The 17,251-nt window shown below is 62.4% G+C and carries 11 protein-coding genes; 7 read left to right on the top strand and 4 right to left on the bottom strand.

Going from position 1 to position 17,251, the window contains the following annotated elements; translation table 11 throughout:
* The first annotated feature begins 36 nt into the window (after window positions 1-36).
* On the top strand, window positions 37-981 hold the full coding sequence (locus GGR38_RS04825; RefSeq protein ID WP_183623259.1) for a DMT family transporter: 945 nt from the start codon (window positions 37-39) through the stop codon (window positions 979-981).
* A gap of 96 nt (window positions 982-1,077) precedes the next feature.
* Entirely contained in the window at window positions 1,078-2,031 is a 954-nt protein-coding gene (locus GGR38_RS04820; protein WP_183623257.1) for a sugar phosphate isomerase/epimerase family protein, read from the top strand.
* A gap of 42 nt (window positions 2,032-2,073) precedes the next feature.
* Here the strand turns inward: GGR38_RS04820 and GGR38_RS04815 are convergent, their stop codons facing one another.
* The 4 genes from GGR38_RS04815 to GGR38_RS04800 form a co-directional block, all read right to left on the bottom strand.
* The gene (locus GGR38_RS04815; RefSeq protein ID WP_183623255.1) at window positions 2,074-3,567 is read right to left on the bottom strand and encodes a carboxylesterase/lipase family protein; all 1,494 of its coding nucleotides are present in this window, start codon (window positions 3,565-3,567) and stop codon (window positions 2,074-2,076) included.
* A gap of 4 nt (window positions 3,568-3,571) precedes the next feature.
* Window positions 3,572-5,785, bottom strand: coding sequence for a beta-glucosidase family protein (locus GGR38_RS04810; RefSeq protein WP_183623253.1), 2,214 nt, complete (start codon window positions 5,783-5,785; stop codon window positions 3,572-3,574).
* Window positions 5,786-5,897: 112 nt separating this feature from the next.
* Complete coding sequence (locus GGR38_RS04805) at window positions 5,898-8,126, bottom strand: TonB-dependent receptor (protein ID WP_183623251.1); 2,229 nt, start codon at window positions 8,124-8,126, stop codon at window positions 5,898-5,900.
* A 71-nt stretch (window positions 8,127-8,197) separates the two neighbouring features.
* Window positions 8,198-8,584: a hypothetical protein gene (locus GGR38_RS04800; RefSeq protein WP_183623249.1), complete on the bottom strand. Its 387-nt coding sequence runs from the start codon at window positions 8,582-8,584 to the stop codon at window positions 8,198-8,200.
* Between GGR38_RS04800 and GGR38_RS04795 the strand changes: the two genes are divergently transcribed.
* The 5 genes from GGR38_RS04795 (at window position 8,567) to GGR38_RS04775 (ending at window position 17,250) form a co-directional block, all read left to right on the top strand.
* Complete coding sequence (locus tag GGR38_RS04795; protein WP_183623247.1) at window positions 8,567-9,604, top strand: LacI family DNA-binding transcriptional regulator; 1,038 nt, start codon at window positions 8,567-8,569, stop codon at window positions 9,602-9,604. The two genes, GGR38_RS04800 and GGR38_RS04795, sit on opposite strands and share 18 nt — an antisense overlap.
* Window positions 9,605-9,749: 145 nt before the next feature.
* On the top strand, window positions 9,750-11,882 hold the full coding sequence (locus GGR38_RS04790) for a TonB-dependent siderophore receptor (protein WP_183623245.1): 2,133 nt from the start codon (window positions 9,750-9,752) through the stop codon (window positions 11,880-11,882).
* Window positions 11,883-11,885: 3 nt separating this feature from the next.
* Window positions 11,886-13,142, top strand: coding sequence for a PepSY-associated TM helix domain-containing protein (locus tag GGR38_RS04785; protein ID WP_183623243.1), 1,257 nt, complete (start codon window positions 11,886-11,888; stop codon window positions 13,140-13,142).
* Between the two features lie 77 nt (window positions 13,143-13,219).
* Window positions 13,220-15,622, top strand: a complete 2,403-nt coding sequence (locus tag GGR38_RS04780; protein ID WP_183623241.1) for a TonB-dependent receptor — start codon at window positions 13,220-13,222, stop codon at window positions 15,620-15,622.
* 11 nt (window positions 15,623-15,633) lie between these two features.
* Window positions 15,634-17,250 (top strand): alkaline phosphatase D family protein, encoded by a 1,617-nt coding sequence (locus GGR38_RS04775; protein WP_183623239.1) that lies wholly within the window; start codon window positions 15,634-15,636, stop codon window positions 17,248-17,250.
* The last annotated feature ends 1 nt before the right edge of the window (window position 17,251 follow it).

Below are 17,251 nucleotides of genomic sequence, written 5' to 3'. Positions count from 1 at the left end.
TAACCCGCCCCATCCCCCTTGGCGAGAACAAGTCCTATGCCCGTCGTCCAAACAATCCCTTCGCGCCGTGGCGTGTCCTTGCTGGGCATCGGCTGCGGCATAGGCGCGGGGGCGCTGTGGGGGCTGGTGTTTCTGGCGCCGGAACTGGCGGGGATGTTTCGCCCGCTTGAACTGACCATCGGGCGCTATATTGCCTATGGGCTGATCGCGCTGATCGCGGTGGCGCCGCGCCTGCGCCGCCTGGTGCATCATATCGGTGGGCCGGGGCTGATCGCGTTGGTGTGGCTCTCGCTGGCGGGCAATACGGTCTATTATTTCCTGCTGTCCGCCGCCGTGCAGATGGGCGGGATCGCGATGACCTCGCTCATCATCGGCTTTCTGCCCGTGGCTGTCACGATCATCGGCAGCCGCGAGCATGATGCCGTGCCGTTGATCCGGCTGATGCCTTCGCTGCTGCTGTGTGCGGGCGGGGGTCTGTGCATCGGGTGGCAGGCGGTGGGCCAAAATTCGTTTGATCAGTTGATCGGCATGGCCTGCGCCACCGGGGCGCTGATTTCGTGGACCGCCTATGCGGTGGGTAATGCACGCTGGCTGGTGCGGTTTCATGCCATCAGCGCGCAGGACTGGAACCTGTTGATCGGGGTGATGACCGGCGCGCAGGCACTCTGCCTGGTGCCGGTGGCGATGGTGATGGGTGTGGCACATCATGCGGGCGCAGATTGGACGCGGCTTCTGATCGTGTCGGGCGGGGTGGCGCTGCTCGCCTCGATTGCGGGCAATGCGTTGTGGAACCGGGCGAGCCGCCTGCTGCCCCTCACCCTTGTGGGCCAGATGATCCTGTTCGAAACGCTCTTTGCCCTGCTCTATGGCTTCCTGTGGGAGGCGCGCTGGCCCACCATGGCCGAAGTGGGCGCCTTTGGCCTGCTGGTGGCCAGCATCACGGCCTGTCTGGCCGCGCATAGGGGGCGCGGGGGCGCATAAAATCCCGGCAAAGAACGAATACAGCCTTGACCGAAAGGGGGCCTTGGGAGATTTTGCGCAAACTTGAAAACGATACCAAGCAGAGGACCTGAAATCATGGACAGACGCAATTTCCTCGCCTCAGCGGGCGCCTTGGCCGCGCTCAGCGCCGCTTCGCCCGCCTTGGCCGCGCCCAAGGGCCGCGCCTTTGGCATCCAGCTGTGGACTGTGGCTAAGATGCTCTCGCAGGATTTTGAAAAGACCATCGCGATGCTGGCCGGGCTTGGTTATCGCGAATTGGAAATGTACGGTCCCTATGATTTCAGCGACGATCGCGGCAAGGCGAGTTGGGCCGCCGTCACCCCCAGCCTCGGCTTTTCGGGCAGCGGTTTCTTTGGCCATACCGCCGCGCAGGTCAAAACCATCATGGCGCGCCACGGGCTGAAGGTCCCCTCGCTCCACACCGACATTTTCACCCTGCGCGACGGCATGGGCAGGCTGGCCGAAGCGGCCCATGCGCTTGGCTCGACCTATGTGACGCTGCCCTCGCTGCCCGCCGACATGCGCAAGACGTTTGACGATTACAAACGCGCCGCCGATGTGTTCAACAAGATCGGCGCCGATGCCGCCCACCACGGCGTCCGCTTTGGCTATCACAACCATGGCTATGGCCTGATGCCGGTCGATGGTCAGATTCCGCTGCGCACCATGCTGGATGCCACCGATCCCAAGACGGTGTTCCTTGAACTCGACGTCTATTGGAACTTTGCCGGGGGCGGTGATCCCAAGGAATATCTGACCCGCTACAAGGGCCGCTACAAGATGGTCCACCTGAAGGACATGAAGGGCATCCACCGTTTTGACCATGATGGCGGCGATTCCACCCAGTGGATAGAATTGTTCAAATATCTGACCTATCTGGGCGATGGCAATCTGGACATGAAGGGCATCATCAAGACCGCCGAGGCCACCGGCGTCGAGCACTTCTTTGTCGAACAGGACCGCGCCGACGATCTGATGGTTGCCATCAAGGGCAGCGCGGACTTCCTGAAAAAGAACGGTTTCCGTTGATGCGAAAAGGGGCGCCGGTCTGACCCGGCGCCCCTTTCATTTTCACCCGCCGATCTTGCTGGCGGTAAAATCCAGCCGCGCGGTATAGGGATCTTCGGTGTGGCTTGCGCCCTTGCCGTCGATCCATTGCACGGTGGTCGTCGTGGCGGTCGCCTGCGGCCATGCCGGAACGCCAGCGGCATCGGGCTTGCCGGTCTTGGCGAAATTCACCCAATAGCGATGCGTCAGGCTGGCCACGGGCTGTTCCTCGGCCAACGGGGCATCGCCCTTGCGCGCGGGGACCGTGTCAAACACATAGGGCAATTCGCTGGCATGGGCCGCGCCGCCGATGGCCTGCGCCATTTTGGGCACGGCATAGCCAAAGCGATAGAGCCAGACCTTCTGACCCCGCGCCGCCATCAGACGGGCGACATGGCGCGAGGATTCGATGAACATCTTGTCCGCGCTGATGCCCATGGCGATATGACCCGCAGGCTTGGTGCCATCGGCGTCATAGACCTTGCGCGCGGCATCGGCGTCCGCGCCAAACTGGGCAAAGACCTTGTCCTTATCCGTGCCGAACGCGAAACCATCGGCCGAATTGGCGCCCACGATCACCGGCACATCGGCGGTCAGCCCGGCCGCAATCGCATCATCAGGCGCGCCAAGGATCGTGCGCCCATCGACCATCGGCCCGGCATAGCCCTTCTGGCCCATCGACATCATCGAGAGATCGCCCGTCACCTGCGCCTCGGGCAGAGCGCGCAATTGGGCCGCCGTCAGGCCGGGGGCGAATTCGGCCCCCACCCGCGCGGCCTTGGCCATCGTCGGCTGGGGCAAGGTGCCGTTGCGCCCGCCGCCGCTCTCGATCACCACCTGGCTGAACAGCCCGCGCGCCAGCGGGGATTGCAGCAGCATATGCATGCTCATCCCGCCCGCGCTTTCGCCAAACACGGTCACGCGTGAAGCGTCACCGCCGAATTTGGCGACATTGGCATGTACCCATTTCAGCGCCGCGATCTGGTCAAGGAAGCCGAAATTGCCCCCCAGCCCTTCGGCGGCCAGACCCGGATGGGCAAAGAAGCCAAAGCGGCCAAGGCGATAGTTAAGGCTGACGAAAACCACACCATCGCGCGCGAAATTCTGCCCCGAATAGACGCCCGGCGACGAGCCGCCGTTCACAAAACCGCCGCCATGGATCCACACCATCACCGGCAGCTTGTCCCCGGCCTTGGCCGAGGCGGGCTTCCACACGTTGAGGTAAAGGCAGTCCTCGGCAGGCGTGGTGGTGATCGGCGCGGCGTCGGGCGGGAATGGCGCTTGGGCACAATCATGGCCAAAGGCGCTGCCGTCGCGCACGCCCTGCCATGCCACAACAGGCTGCGGCGCGCGCCAGCGGTTCGCGCCGGTGGGCGCGGCGGCATAGGGAATGCCCTTAAAGGCGGTGACGCCTTCAAAGAGCACACTCGACACCGCGCCACCGGTCACGGCCACGTTTTCGGCATGCGCCGAGGCCGAAGCCATCAGCGCAGCCGCCAACAAAGCAAATTTGCGCATGAAATCAATCCTTCCATGTCTTGGCGGCAACCGTTGTGGAAACCGGCGTGCCCAGATGCTCGGCGTCCTGACCCAGCGCGAAGCTGTAAGCGCCGCCCTTGATCGACCAGCCCTTCGCCGTCCAGTCGGCCAGAATGCGCGGATCAATGGTCAGCGTGACCGGCTTGGCCTCGCCAGCCTTCAACTCTACGCGGGCGAAACCGGCAAGGCGCTGCTTGGCCTCGCCGCCACGCGCGGTCAGGTAAAGCTGGGCAACATAGGCGCCCGAACGCGCGCCGGTGTTCTTGACCGTAAAGCTGGCCGAAAGGCCCTTCACGCTCAGCCCATCGGCGGCAAAGCTGGTGTAGCTAAGCCCATGGCCGAAGGGGAACAAAGCCTTCTGGCCCTTGCGCGCAAACCAGCGATAGCCGACATCGGAACCTTCGATGTTATAATCGGCCAGAACCTTGGTGTCGGGCGTGGGCGGGTTGCCCATGAAGTCGGTTTCCAGATCCCAATAGCCATCGACCACCGGGCGCGGCAATTGCGAAGCGCTGGCCGGGAAGGTGATCGGCAGGCGGCCCGAGGGGTTGGTTTCGCCAAACAGCACGCTGGCGATGGCATCGCCGCCACGGCTGCCGCCATACCATGCCTCAACCACGGCGGGCACCTTGTTCAGCCAGGGCATGTCCACCGGATTGCCGGTTTCCAGCACGACGATGGTGCGCGGATTGGCCGCAGCCACCGCCGCGATCAACGCGTCCTGACCATTGGGCAGGCTGAAATCAGCATGGTCCTGCCCTTCGGTCGACCACTTGGTGGCAAAGATGATCGCAACATCGGCCTTCTTGGCCTGATCCACCGCATCGGCGATGATCGTGCCGTCGCGATAGGTGACATTGGCGTCCTTGGCCTGCGCCTTGATCGCGGTATAGGGGGCAACGCCATGATAATGCTGGCTGAAGAAGGCCGCCCACGGACCATCACCGCCCAGCGGGATCGAGGCCTTGGGGCCGCCTTCGGGGTCGGTCTGGCTGGAGCCGCCGCCCGACAGCACGCCCGAATTGGCATAGCCGCCGATCACCGCGATGCGCTTGGCCGTCTTGGCCAGCGGCAGCAGGTTGCCGTTGTTTTTCAGCAGCACTATGCCCTGCTTGGCCGCTTCCAGAGCCACTTCGCCATTCTTGGCAAAGTCGATCTTCACGCCGGGCTTGGCATCGCTCTTGTCCAGATTGGTAGCATAGATCGCGGTCAGCACGCGGCGGTTCATATCATCCAGACGTGCGGCCCACTTGGGATCGGCCTTGGCCTTGGCGGCCAGATCGTCGGTGAAGAACAGCTTGGGATCGAGTTCGGCGCCCGACTGCTGATCCAGCCCGTGGATGGCGGTGTCGAGCGTGGGCACCGCACCCCAATCGGACATGACAAAGCCCTTCCAGCGCCAGTCCTTCTTCAGCACCGTGTTGAGCAGATAATCATTGTCGCAGGCATTCGCGCCATTGACGCGGTTATAGGCGCACATCACCGAGAGGGGCTGGCCCTGTTCGATGCCGATCTTGAAGGCCAGCAGGTCGCTTTCGCGCGCATTGGCGTCGGTGATCTGGATATCAACAAATTTACGGCCGGTTTCCTGACCGTTCAGCGCGAAATGCTTGATGGTCGAAATGATGCCGTTGGACTGAATGCCCCGGATCGCCGCGCCCACCAGATAGCCCGAGAGCAGCGGATCTTCGGAAAGATATTCAAACGTGCGGCCGTTGCGCGGATCGCGGGTCAGGTTGACGCCGCCCGCCAGCAGCACGTTGAAGCCCTTGGCGCGTGCCTCGGACCCGATCATCGCCCCGCCCTGTTCCAGCAGCGCCGGGTTCCACGAGGCCGCCTGCGCCAGACCCGAAGGCAGCGCGGTCGAGCCATCCTTGCGGATGCCGCCGACATAGGACACGCCCAGCGAAGCGTCCGATTCCTTAAGCGCCGGAATGCCCAGACGCGAAATGCCCGCAATATAGCCCGCGCCGGGGATCGCATCGGCGGGCGCCTTGGGCGGGTTCGGCCCCATGGGCAGCGGCATGATGCCATGGGTCAGGATGGTCTTTTCCTCGGCCTTCATCGCCTTGACCGTAGCCCCCGCGCGCGCATCGGCCGCGGCCACATCGGCAGCCGTGGGAGCAGCAGCATGGGCCATGGCCGATCCCATCGCGATGATGGCCACGCCTGCGAGACATTGAAACTGGATTTTCATGGTCTTCTCCTGCCACTCCTGTGGATCGGTAGATTGAATTTTTCTCAAGAACAGCCGCAAGCCGGATAGGTGGCTTGCGGCTGTCTATCAACAGGTAACTATTAGATTTATATTAGAATTTTATGCCAGCGCGAACGCCGAAAGTGCGCGGATCCTCAAACACGGCGGTGCCCACAAAGGAAGACGAAGCCGTCTGGCCGGTCGCCCCGGTCAGCACGATGCGGTTTTCCAGATTCTTGGCAAAGGCGCCGACGTAATATTTCTTGTCAGGCGAATTGTAGGTCACCGTGATGTCAGTCTTGCTATAGCCGGGCTGACGGAAGAAAGCGCCGTTGCCCACGTCGGTCAGCGCATAGCTGGCCGAGATGCGGGTGCGCGCGTTCAGCACCACTTCGCCGCCGTTGGAGAGCGGCTGGTTATACGTATAGCCCAGCGCGACCACCGACTTGGGGCTGCGGTTGAGCTGCAGGCCCGAGAAGTTGGCATTCGCCCCGTTGATCGGCGGCGTGTAGCTGCCATAGCGAGCGTCGAGGAAGGTCACCATCGCGTCGATCGTGTGGTTCTTGGCCGGGCGCAGCACGGCTTCGAGTTCCACGCCATCGACCTTGGCGGTCGCAGCATTGGCCGTCACCTGGCAAGGACCGCCGCAGACATTCTGCACCGACGACACCTGCAGGCCGTTATAGTCATAGTGGAAATAGTTGCCGTTGAAGCGCAGCACGTTGTCAGGCGTGTGGACCTTGAAACCGGCTTCATAGGCGGTCAGCGTTTCGGGCTGATAATAGAGCGCCGAGGCAGGCAAGGCGCAGCCCGTGCCGGTGCCGATTTCGCAACCGTCGTTGAAACCGCCTGCCTTGTAGCCGGTGGCCACGTTGGCATAGAGCAGGCCGATGCCGGGCAGGTCATAGTCCACGCCCACGCGCCAGGTGGTCTTGCTGAAATTGCGGCTTGCATTGTTGGTCTGGAACGTGGTGCGCACGCCGGTCAGCAGGTTGTCATTGACGGTGGCGCCCACGCGGCTCTTGTCGTCGCTGGAATAGCGAACGCCCGCGGTCAGCTTCAGGTTGTCGGTGAAATTATATGAACCCTGCGCAAAGGCGCCCTTGGTCACGGCCTTGGTCGGGTCCTGCGGGAAGCCGAACTGGCTGTTGGGGCCGAAGAAGTCGAGGATGAAGAAGGCAATGCCCGACTGTTCCTTGAAATAGTAACCGCCCGCCTGCAGGAAGACAGGCCCCTTCTTGAAGGCCAGACGCGCTTCATGGCTGGTCTGCCAGTAATGGCCGGTGAAGGTGGTGCGATTGCCCGCCGTCGGGCCGGTGACCGAGGCCAGCGAACCGAGGCTGTAGCGATCCATCGTGCGATAGGAACCCAGATAGGTCGCGGTCAGTGAATCCGAGACGTTCCAGTCCACCTGGCCCATCACGCCAGCACCCTTATTGTGGTTTTTGCCCTGCCACTGTTCGTTCAGGTTGCTGGTCCGCAGCGCGTCGGAGGAAGCGTTGATGTTGTAGGTGGGCGTGGCCATCACGCCTGCCGACTGGCTGCCGACATTGCCGGAGAAGAAATTGGTGATCGGCACCGAGTTGACGCCATAGCCATCGTCGAGCGAATAGTCGCCTTTGACCAGCACCTTGAGGTTGGGGGTCGCCTGCCACAGCGCCGAGAGGCGGGCTGCGAACACGTTCTTGAACGGACCCCAGCTGAACTTGTCGGTCGAAGCCTTGTTCACATAGGTGTCGCGGCGGTCATAGTTGACGGCGGCGCGCAGGGCGAAAGTTTCGGTGACCGGCACGTTGAGCGTGGCCGTGCCGTTGACGTGGTTGAAGCTTTCATAGGACGCATCGGCCGAGGCGCCGAACTTCTGCTTGGGCGATGCGGTGATAACGTTGACCACGCCGGCCGTGGTGTTGCGGCCATAGAGCGTGCCCTGAGGCCCGCGCAGCACTTCGACGCGCTCGACGTCAAAGAAGCTGACTTCCTGCGCCTGGGGACGGGCCAGATAGATGCCGTCGGCAAGGAAGGCGGCCGAAGGATCACCCTTTTCGGTGCCGTCGGTGCTGGTCACGCCGCGGATGGTGATCTGCAAACCGTTGCTGCGCACGATCGACACGTTGGGCACCGAGTCAGCCAGCTGCGTGGTGTTGGTGATGCCCTTTTGCACCAGCTGATCACCGCTGACGGCGGTCATGGCGATCGGGGTTTTGGACAAAAGCGTTTCGGTGCGGGTGGCGGTCACGATGATGTCGCCATCGGCGGTGACCTGGGTGGTTTGTGCATAAGCCTGCGTTGCAGCGGCCAAAGCCATAGCTGACGCAACGCCTGCAAAGACGTTTTTCTTCATAGCCCCTCTCCATGTTTGAAAACGATCTCATGTCGTTTCGTCTATCTTGGTCCCTCAATCAGACATCGCTGTCAAGCAGGGCCTTGCAATAGGATTTTTGTGTGGCTTCGCGGGCACAGGGATATTTCCTGTTTAGAATATTCAATTGTTTTACATTGATATTTTTTGTGATCTTTAACCAAAAATTCCGCTCCAGCCGTTTTGCGGCGCGCCAAAACGGCGCGTTCCGCATTGCTATTCACACTAACTTTTGTGATCGATTGCGCCTCACCCCCGCATTGCACCCGCACAGCGCAAATGCAGCAAGAGCACCCATCGAATCCTTTCCACGCATGCTTGACAATCGGGACAGGGCCACCACAACAAAACTGCAACACCAAGGCCGGATCAGCGCTCTTGCCCGATGGGCGGAGACCTGCCGCTGCCGGAAAAAAGGCATGATGACCCAGACCAGACATGACATTGTCCCGCGCGCCCACGCCACCATGGCCGATGTGGCCAAAGTGGCGGGCGTGGCGATCAAGAGCGTGTCGCGCGTCATCAACAACGAGCCCCACGTCTCGGCCCAGTTGCGCGACAAGGTCGAGGCCGCCATCGCCGCGCTCAATTACGTGCCCGATACGGCGGCGCGCTCGCTGGCGGGCGCGCGCAGTTTCACCATCAGCGTGCTGTTCGACAACCCAAGCCCGAATTACACGATGAAAGTGCTGGCGGGGGCCTATCGCGCCTGCGTCGCGCGCCAATATCACCTGCGCATCGATTCCATCGACACCAGCGCCGATACGCCCGCGCTGCAATCCGCGCTGGAGGCAATTTTCCGCAATGCGCGCTGCGACGGCTTTGTCCTGACCCCGCCGATCAGCGACGATCCGCGTGTGCTCGACGTGCTGGAGGCTTACGGCGCGCGCTATGCCCGCCTTGCGCCGTTTATCGATGCGGAGCGCTCGCTTTCGGTCACGATCGACGATGCCGGAGCCGCCGCGCGCATCGCCGATCTGCTTTATCAGAACGGCCACCGACGCATCGGTCTGGCTAACGGCCCGCGCGAACATGGCGCGGCCCATACCCGCCGCAAGGGCTTTGTCGAAAGGCTGCATCAGATCGACCCATCGATCATCATCACCGAGGCGGTGGGCGGCTTTGCTTTTGAAATGGGCATCCATGCGGGCCGCGAATTGCTGTCTGCGCCCGAACGCCCCACCGCCATTTTCGCCACCAATGACGATTCGGCCGCAGGCGTTATGGTGGCATGCAGCCAGCTTGGCCTGTCGGTGCCGCGCGATGTGTCGGTCTGCGGTTTCGACGACAGTTGGGTCGCGCGCACGACATGGCCCTATCTGACCACGGTTTTTCAGCCCATTGAGGGTATGGCCGAGGCCGCTGCGCTGATGATGATCGACCGTGAGGATGGCGCGCGCCAGCTTGAGCTCGGCTTCGAACTGATCCTGCGCGATTCGGTGGGCCCTGCCCCGGCCTGAACGAAGGCATCAAAAATTTCCCAGCTATTTCCATAACGACCTGATCTTGGGCGGTGCCTTTCTGCGCCCGCATAATTAATCTTGAAATTGAGAGTGAGTTGCAATAGCGAGTCGCGGCAACAGATAATCTCCCCGAAAGGTTGCCATGTCCCTGCGTCTCGCCCTGCTGTCCACCGCTGCCCTTTGCGCACTTGCCACCCCTGCCCTTGCCGCAGAAAACGCGGCGGACAATGCCGAGGATGCCAACTCCATCGTCGTTACCGGCAGCGCCCAGCGCGAAACCCCTTCGGCAACCGGCCTTTCCCTGACACTGCGCGAAACGCCGCAGTCGGTCACCGTGATCGACCGCCAGCGCATCGAGGATTTCGCCCTCACCAATGTCAATGACCTGCTGGCCCAGGCGGTCGGCATCAATGTCGAGCGCGTCGAAACCGACCGCACCGAATATACCTCACGCGGGTTTGACGTGACCAATTTCCAGATCGACGGCATCGGCCTGCCGCTGCGTTGGGGCATTTCCTATGGCGACATCGACACGATCCTTTACGAACGGGTCGAGGCCATTCGCGGCGCCAATGCGCTGCTGACCGGCATCGGCAATCCGTCGGCCACGATCAACTATGTCCGCAAGCGTCCGACCAAGGACTTCCACGTCAAAGCCAATGCGCAAGGCGGAAGCTGGAATCAGTGGCGCGTGGATGGCGATGTTTCGGGCGCGCTGACCAAGGATGGCAAGTTGGCCATCCGCCTGATCTACGCCCATGACCAGCGCGATTCCTATCTGCGCTACAACCATGTGAACCGCAATGTTTACGGCGCGCTGCTCTCTTATGATTTCACGCCCGAACTGACCCTCAACACCGGCTATACGCGCCAGGAAAACAACGCGCGCGGTGTGCTGTGGGGCTCGCTGCCGCTGCTTTATACCAATGGCACGCGGGTCTCCTATCCCGTCTCGGCCAGCACGTCGGCGCCATGGACCTATTGGAACATCACCGACCAGACCGCCTTTGCCGAACTGGAATGGAAGGGGCACAATGGCTGGCAGGCGCGCGGGCGCTATACCTATAATCACCGGGATTCGAACGCCAAGCTGCTCTATGGCTATGGCTATGCCGATGCCGCCACGGGCCTTGGCAATGGGGCATGGCCGGGGATCTACCGCTCGCCCTATGACCAGAACCTGTTCGACGGTCAGGCATCCGGCCCGGTCAAACTCTTTGGCCGCGAGCATCAGATTTCGCTGGGCGTGTCGCATGCCACGATGCACGGTCGCGAATATTCGCAATCGACGCTCTCCTATCCGGCCTATGCCTCGGTCACGGACTGGGCGGTCAACGGCATCTATCCGGCCGAAGGCGGCTATGCCGCGCAGGTCCTGTCCGAAGACAGCCGCGACACGCTGACCCGCGTCTATGGCGCGATCCATGCCAATTTCACCGACCGGCTGAAGGGCGTCTTCGGGGCCAGCGCGATCTGGCTGCGCTCATCGGGCACCTCTTATGATGTCGATCAGACCCGCCGCAATTCCGCGCTCAGCCCCTATGCGGGCCTTGTGTTCGATGCGACCAAAAACATCTCTTTCTACGCCAGCTATACCGACATCTATAACCCGCAAAAGGAAGTGAACGCCAACAATGTCCGCCTGAACCCGGCCAAGGGCACCAGCATTGAGGGCGGCATCAAGACCGAATGGTTCGACAAGCGTCTGTTCGCCAGTGCGGCGATTTTCCGCGCGCGCCAGACCGGATTGGCTGAGGCGGCGGGCGTATTCGGCGTGGGCGATGCGGGCCGGGTGGGCACCACCTATTATCGGGGCGTGGACACGACCTCACGCGGGTTCGAACTGGAAGTGACCGGCATGATCACCCCGCAATGGTCGATCAGCGGCGGCTATACCGGCCTTGAGGTCCATGACCAGACCGGCGCCCCCACCCGCACCTACCTGCCCACCAAATCGTTCAAGATGGCCAGCACCTACACGATCCCGACCTTCCACGATCTGAAATTCGGCGGCCAATTGCGCTGGCAAAATGACATCCGCACCACCGACAGCGCGGTCGTGGCCTATGGTGTGGTCAGTGATCCTGTCGTCATCACCCAGAAATCCTATGCCGTGCTCGACCTGATGGCGGGCGCACAGGTCGCGCCCCATGTCCGCGCCAGCCTCAACCTGCGCAATGTGGGCAATGTGCATTATCTGGGCAGTCTGAAATGGGGTCAGGGCTTTTACGCCGCCCCGCGCAGCGTATCGGGCACGGTAACGGTGGCGTTCTAAGCCATGGGGCGGCAATTCTGGGTCGTGGCGCATCGCTGGGCGGGGCTGACGCTGGCGCTGTTTCTGGCGGTGGCGGGGTTTACCGGCATTTTCCTGTCATGGATCGACGAGCTGGAAGTTGCCGCCGCACCCGACATCCAACTGGCTGCCCCGCCCTCGCCCGGCGCCGTGCCGCTTTCCACACTGGAATTGCGACGGCGAGTTTTGGCGCGCTATCCGGGCGCGCGGATCGATTATGTACCCATGGCGGTGGAAGAAGGCCATTCGCTGCGCCTCTATCTGACATGGCCAGATCCCAAAACCGGCCTGAACCGCGCCGATGCGCCCCAATGGGATGATCTTTTCGTCGATCCCTATACGGGCGCTGAATTGGGCCGCCGCCAGTGGGGCAATATCACGCAAGGGCTTAAGAACCTGATGCCCTTTACCTATCGCCTGCATTACAGTCTGGCGCTGGGGAAATGGGGCCTGCTGGCCTTTGGGCTGGCGGCACTGGTCTGGGTGCTGGATTGTTTTGTCGGCTTTTATCTCACGCTGCCGGTCGTGACCAAGGCACCCGCACGGCAAGGCTGGTTTGCCCGCTGGGCCCCGGCATGGGCGGTTCGGTGGGGCGCCTCAAGCTATAAGCTCAATTTCGACCTGCACCGCGCGGGGGGCCTGTGGATCTGGCCCTTGCTGCTGGTCTTTGCGGTGTCCAGCGTCTCGTTCAACCTGCCGCAGGTCTATGGTCCGGTGATGCAGGCGCTGGGCGGGGTGGATGATGGGGCGGTCTATCAATCGGCCCTGCTGCCCGCGCCGCGCTGGAGGCCGCGCCTGTCTTTTGACGATGCCCTCTCGCGCGGCGAGGCGCTGGCCCGCGCCGAGGCCGCGCGCGGGCATTTGGCCCTGCGCAGCGATGGCGAGCGCTATCTCTGGTATATTCCGGCAACCGGGGCCTATGTCTATGGTTTCACCTCCAGCGCCGATATTTCGCACCACGGCGGGGGCAGCTTCGTCGGCTTTGACGGCGACAGCGGGGCCTTGCGCGCCACGCGCATCCCCACCGGGCGGCACGGCGCCAACACCTTCACCACATGGGTAGAGGCGCTGCACACCGCCCATGTCGGCGGCACGGCATGGCGCATCGCGGTCAGCATGATCGGGGCGATGGTGACGATGCTCTGCATCACCGGCATTGTCATATGGATGAAAAAGCGCAGTGGCAGGATCAACCGCAAGGCGCGGCAGGATCACGGCGGCGCTGTCATAAAACCACAATAGATCCAAGGCATTCGCCCCCTGTTGCCAATGCCTCGCAATCGCATCCTTCCTGAGGCATCGGCGTTGAAAGGGTCGTCATGCTTCATCTTCGCCGCCGCGCGCCTGTCCGCCTCGCCCTCGTGCTTGCCTCCACCTCGCTGCTCGCCCTTGCCACGCCCGCATGGGCCGCAGAAGGCGATAATGCCGATGCCGGCCCCGGCGGCGATGTCATCGTGGTGGCGCGCAAGCGGGCCGAAAGCGCCCAGACTGTGCCGATTGCCATCACCGCCCTGTCGGGGGCGGAACTGTCCAATCAGAACATGGCCAATTTCACCAATTTTCAGGCCAAATTCCCCGCCTTCTCGGTCTATCTGACCAATCCCAAGCAGCTCAACCTTGGCATTCGCGGCATCGGCAACAATGGCTTCAACACCGACGGCATCGACGGCTCGGTCGGCATCTTTGTCGATGGCGTCTATACCGCGCGGCAGGGCATGGTCAGCGCCGATTTCAATGACATAGCCGATGTCGAACTGCTGCGCGGCCCGCAGGGCACGCTGTTTGGCAAGAACACCACGGCGGGCGCCGTCATCATCAACACCAGGGCGCCCAGCTTCAAGCCCGAGGCCGCCTTTGAAGGCGCAGTGGGCAATCAAGGCCTGCGCGAAATCAAGGGCAGCGTGTCGGGCCCGATCGTGGCCGACAAGATCGCCATGCGCCTTTCAGGCTATTACAGCCAGACCGACGGCAATTACAAAAACCTCTATAACGGCGCCTATCAGAACGCCCGGCAAGGCGAGGGTCTGCGCCTGCAAGTGCTGGCCACGCCCAATGACAAGCTCTCGATCCGCGTGATCGGCACATGGAACCATCAGGGTTTCAACACAATGTCGCCGATTGCCGTGTCGATCTACAACCCGGCCGCGCTTCAGGCGCGCATGAGCGCGGCGGGCTATACTCTGAACACCAGCGATGCTTCGGCCCGCGCGGTCAATATCGATTCGCCTCTCAACGCCCGCACCGATTTCTACAGCGCCAACACCACGGTGGATTACAATCTGGGCAAGGCGGGCACGATCACCGCGATTGCCGCGTGGGAACATTGGAAATGCTGGACCAACAATGACAATGACTACACGCAGCTCAACGCCATCCAGGACTATGGCTCCTGCAACAATGTCCAGCAGGAAAGCGGCGAATTGCGCTGGGCCACGCCCAAGGGCGGCGTGGTTGAGGCCACGGTCGGCGGCTTCTTCTCGGCCCAGCAACTGGCGGTGGATTCGCGCATCCGCTTTGGCGACCAATATTACATCTGGGCTGCCAATCCTTCGGCCACGGCCTTCCCCACCACGGGCGGCAAGACCTGGGCGCAGGGCGCCTATGCCAATGCGGTGGCGGGCCTCGGCTTTGCCAGCCACGCGGTGTTCCACACCGAAACGCAGGCGCTGTTTGCCAATGCGACGATCCACCCCGATGCCGCGCGTAAATTGTCCATCGACCTCGGCCTGCGCCAGACGTGGGAACAGCGCTCGGAATTTTACGCCGGTTGGGTCGCGTCGAATGCGGGCAATCTGAGCCAGACCCAAATCAACGCGCTGTCCTCCAGCGGGGCCAATGCACAATTGGGCAGCGTCGATCAGCGTCTATCCGACTCCTCGCTCTCGGGCGAGGCAGGGATCAATTACCGCGTGACCCCCGCGGTGATGCTCTATGCCAAATATGCGCGCGGCTATAAGTCCAAGGGTTTCAATCTCCTGCCCGTCAACAGCAGCAACCCGGACAGCAGCATCGCGCAGGTGATCGCCCTTGGCGGCGGACAGACGGTGAAGGGCGAAACCGCCGATTCCTTTGAAGGCGGCATCAAGAGTGAATGGTTCGAGCGCCATCTGACGATCAACCTGACGGCCTATCACACGGTTGTCCGCAATTATCAGGCCAATCAGGCCGTGGGTGTGGGGAATACCGCGATCAAATTCCTTTCCAACGTCGGCTCGCTCACCTCGAACGGCGTGGAATTGGAAAGCGAGGCGTGGTTGCCGCTGGGCCTGCACGCCAAGGGCTTTATCGCCTATAACCATGCCTATTATTCCAGCTTCACCAACTCGGTCTGCCCGGCGCAAAGCACGGCAACCTCGTGCGATCTGACCGGGCGGCAGGTGGCATGGGCGCCCAAATGGACCGGCGATGTTTCGGTGGACGCCACGCACCGTATCGGGGGCGATCGCGAGGTCTATGGGCTGGTCGATGTCAACTGGCGCTCAGCCCAGAACACCACGATCACGCTTGATCCTTCGGCATGGATCGCACCCTATGCGCTGGTCAATGCGCGGGCCGGGGTGCGGACGGGCGGCGGCAAGATCGACGTTCAGCTCTGGGCCGACAATATTTTGAACAAAACCTATTATATCAATATGCTGGGCCTGACCAAATCGACCGGCCTGGTTCAGGGCTATCCCGGCAATCCGCGCAGCTTTGGCCTGCGTATCCGCACCTCATTCTAAGGGCGCAAGCTATGAGCAGACCTTTTGACCGCCGCCGCCTGATGGCATGGATGCTCAAAGCTGGGCTGGCGGCAGGAGGTCTGCCACTGGCGGGAATCGCGGGCGCATGGCCGCGCAATGTCGATCCCAATCCGAAATTGGCCGATTATCCCTTCACGCTGGGCGTGGCATCGGGCGATCCGGCGGTGGATGGTTTTGTCATCTGGACCCGCATCGCCCCGCGCCCCGATGAACCCCATGGCGGCATGGCCCCCGCCCCGGTGCTGGTGCAATGGGAGGTGAGCGAGGCGGAGAATTTCGCGGCTCTGGTGGCCCAAGGCACGGCTCTGGCCAGCCCCGAACTGGCCCATAGCGTCCATGTCGAGGTGGGCGGCCTGCGCCCCGACCGACCCTATTTCTACCGCTTTCGCATCGCGGGCCATGTCAGCGCGACCGGCCGCAGCCGCAGCCTGCCCCTGCCCCATGCGCGGCTGGATCGCCTGCGCTTTGCCGTGGCGGGGTGCCAGCATTACGAGCATGGCTACTACACAGCATGGCGCCATATCGCCGCAGAGCCGGTGGATTTCATCTTCCACTATGGCGATTATATCTATGAAACCAATGAGAAGGGCGATGACACCATCACCCTTCAGGGCCATTCCTATCCCCGCGCGCGGCGGCATAATGCGCCCGAACCGATCTCGCTCGACGATTACCGCCGCCGCTATGCTCTGGGCAAACAGGACGCCGATTTGCAGGCCGCCCATGCCGCCGCGCCCTTCTGGGTCAGTTTCGACGATCACGAGGTCGATAATGACTGGGCCGATGCGGTAGATCAGGACGGCACACCGCCAGAGGTCTTTCTCTATCGCCGCGCCGCCGCGTTTCAGGCCTATTATGAGCATATGCCGCTGCGCCGCCGGGCGATGCCCGATGGGCCGCGCATGGTGATGCACCGCACCGCGCGCTATGGCGATCTGCTGAATGGCTTCGTGCTGGACACGCGTCAGCATCGCTCGGATCAAATCCCCGGCCCCTATTATGCGCCGATCACGCCGGAGGTGGCCGATCCTCGCCGCACCATGCTGGGCGCGGAGCAGGAGGCGTGGCTGTTCAATGGCCTGAGTCGTTCGGACACGCGATGGAACCTGATTGCGCAGCAGGTGATGCTGATGCACCTGTCGCTGGCGGATAAGGCTACGGGGACGCAGGGCTATAATCTCGACCGCTGGTCAGGCTATCTGCATAGCCGCCGCCGTTTGCTGGATCATATCGATCGCGCCTGCCCCGGCAATGTCGTGACGGTCAGCGGCGACGCGCATCTGCATTACGCGGGCGATCTGGTGCAGGATCAGGGTTCAGCCCGAAACCCGGACAAAGTCGTCGCCAGCGAATTTCTCGCCACCTCGATTTCATCGGGTGCCGATGGTCAGGGCGATGACACGATGCACAGTCGCCACGCGCTGGCGCATAATCGCGCGCTTAAGGCGGTGTGCGACCGGCGCGGCTATGTCCTGTGCGATGTGGGGCGCGATGTCTGGCATGCCGATCTCAAAGTGATCGACCACGTAACCCGCCCCGATGGCGCGATAAGCACCTATCGCCGGTTGGCCGTCGAACGCGGCCATCCCGGCGTGGTGCCTGCCTGAA

The sequence above is a fragment of the Novosphingobium sediminicola genome (assembly GCF_014196525.1).
Classification (GTDB): domain Bacteria; phylum Pseudomonadota; class Alphaproteobacteria; order Sphingomonadales; family Sphingomonadaceae; genus Novosphingobium; species Novosphingobium sediminicola.
This window is presented reverse-complemented; position numbering and strand designations above follow the sequence as displayed.

What these genes read in the sequence shown, in the direction of transcription:
- GGR38_RS04825 (WP_183623259.1), top strand. Translation starts at nt 37, where the DNA reads ATGCCCGTCGTCCAAACAATCCCTTCGCGCCGTGGCGTGTCCTTGCTG.
- GGR38_RS04820 (WP_183623257.1), top strand. Translation starts at nt 1,078, where the DNA reads ATGGACAGACGCAATTTCCTCGCCTCAGCGGGCGCCTTGGCCGCGCTC.
- GGR38_RS04815 (WP_183623255.1), bottom strand. Translation starts at nt 3,567, where the DNA reads ATGCGCAAATTTGCTTTGTTGGCGGCTGCGCTGATGGCTTCGGCCTCG.
- GGR38_RS04810 (WP_183623253.1), bottom strand. Translation starts at nt 5,785, where the DNA reads ATGAAAATCCAGTTTCAATGTCTCGCAGGCGTGGCCATCATCGCGATG.
- GGR38_RS04805 (WP_183623251.1), bottom strand. Translation starts at nt 8,126, where the DNA reads ATGAAGAAAAACGTCTTTGCAGGCGTTGCGTCAGCTATGGCTTTGGCC.
- GGR38_RS04795 (WP_183623247.1), top strand. Translation starts at nt 8,567, where the DNA reads ATGACCCAGACCAGACATGACATTGTCCCGCGCGCCCACGCCACCATG.
- GGR38_RS04800 (WP_183623249.1), bottom strand. Translation starts at nt 8,584, where the DNA reads ATGTCTGGTCTGGGTCATCATGCCTTTTTTCCGGCAGCGGCAGGTCTC.
- GGR38_RS04790 (WP_183623245.1), top strand. Translation starts at nt 9,750, where the DNA reads ATGTCCCTGCGTCTCGCCCTGCTGTCCACCGCTGCCCTTTGCGCACTT.
- GGR38_RS04785 (WP_183623243.1), top strand. Translation starts at nt 11,886, where the DNA reads ATGGGGCGGCAATTCTGGGTCGTGGCGCATCGCTGGGCGGGGCTGACG.
- GGR38_RS04780 (WP_183623241.1), top strand. Translation starts at nt 13,220, where the DNA reads ATGCTTCATCTTCGCCGCCGCGCGCCTGTCCGCCTCGCCCTCGTGCTT.
- GGR38_RS04775 (WP_183623239.1), top strand. Translation starts at nt 15,634, where the DNA reads ATGAGCAGACCTTTTGACCGCCGCCGCCTGATGGCATGGATGCTCAAA.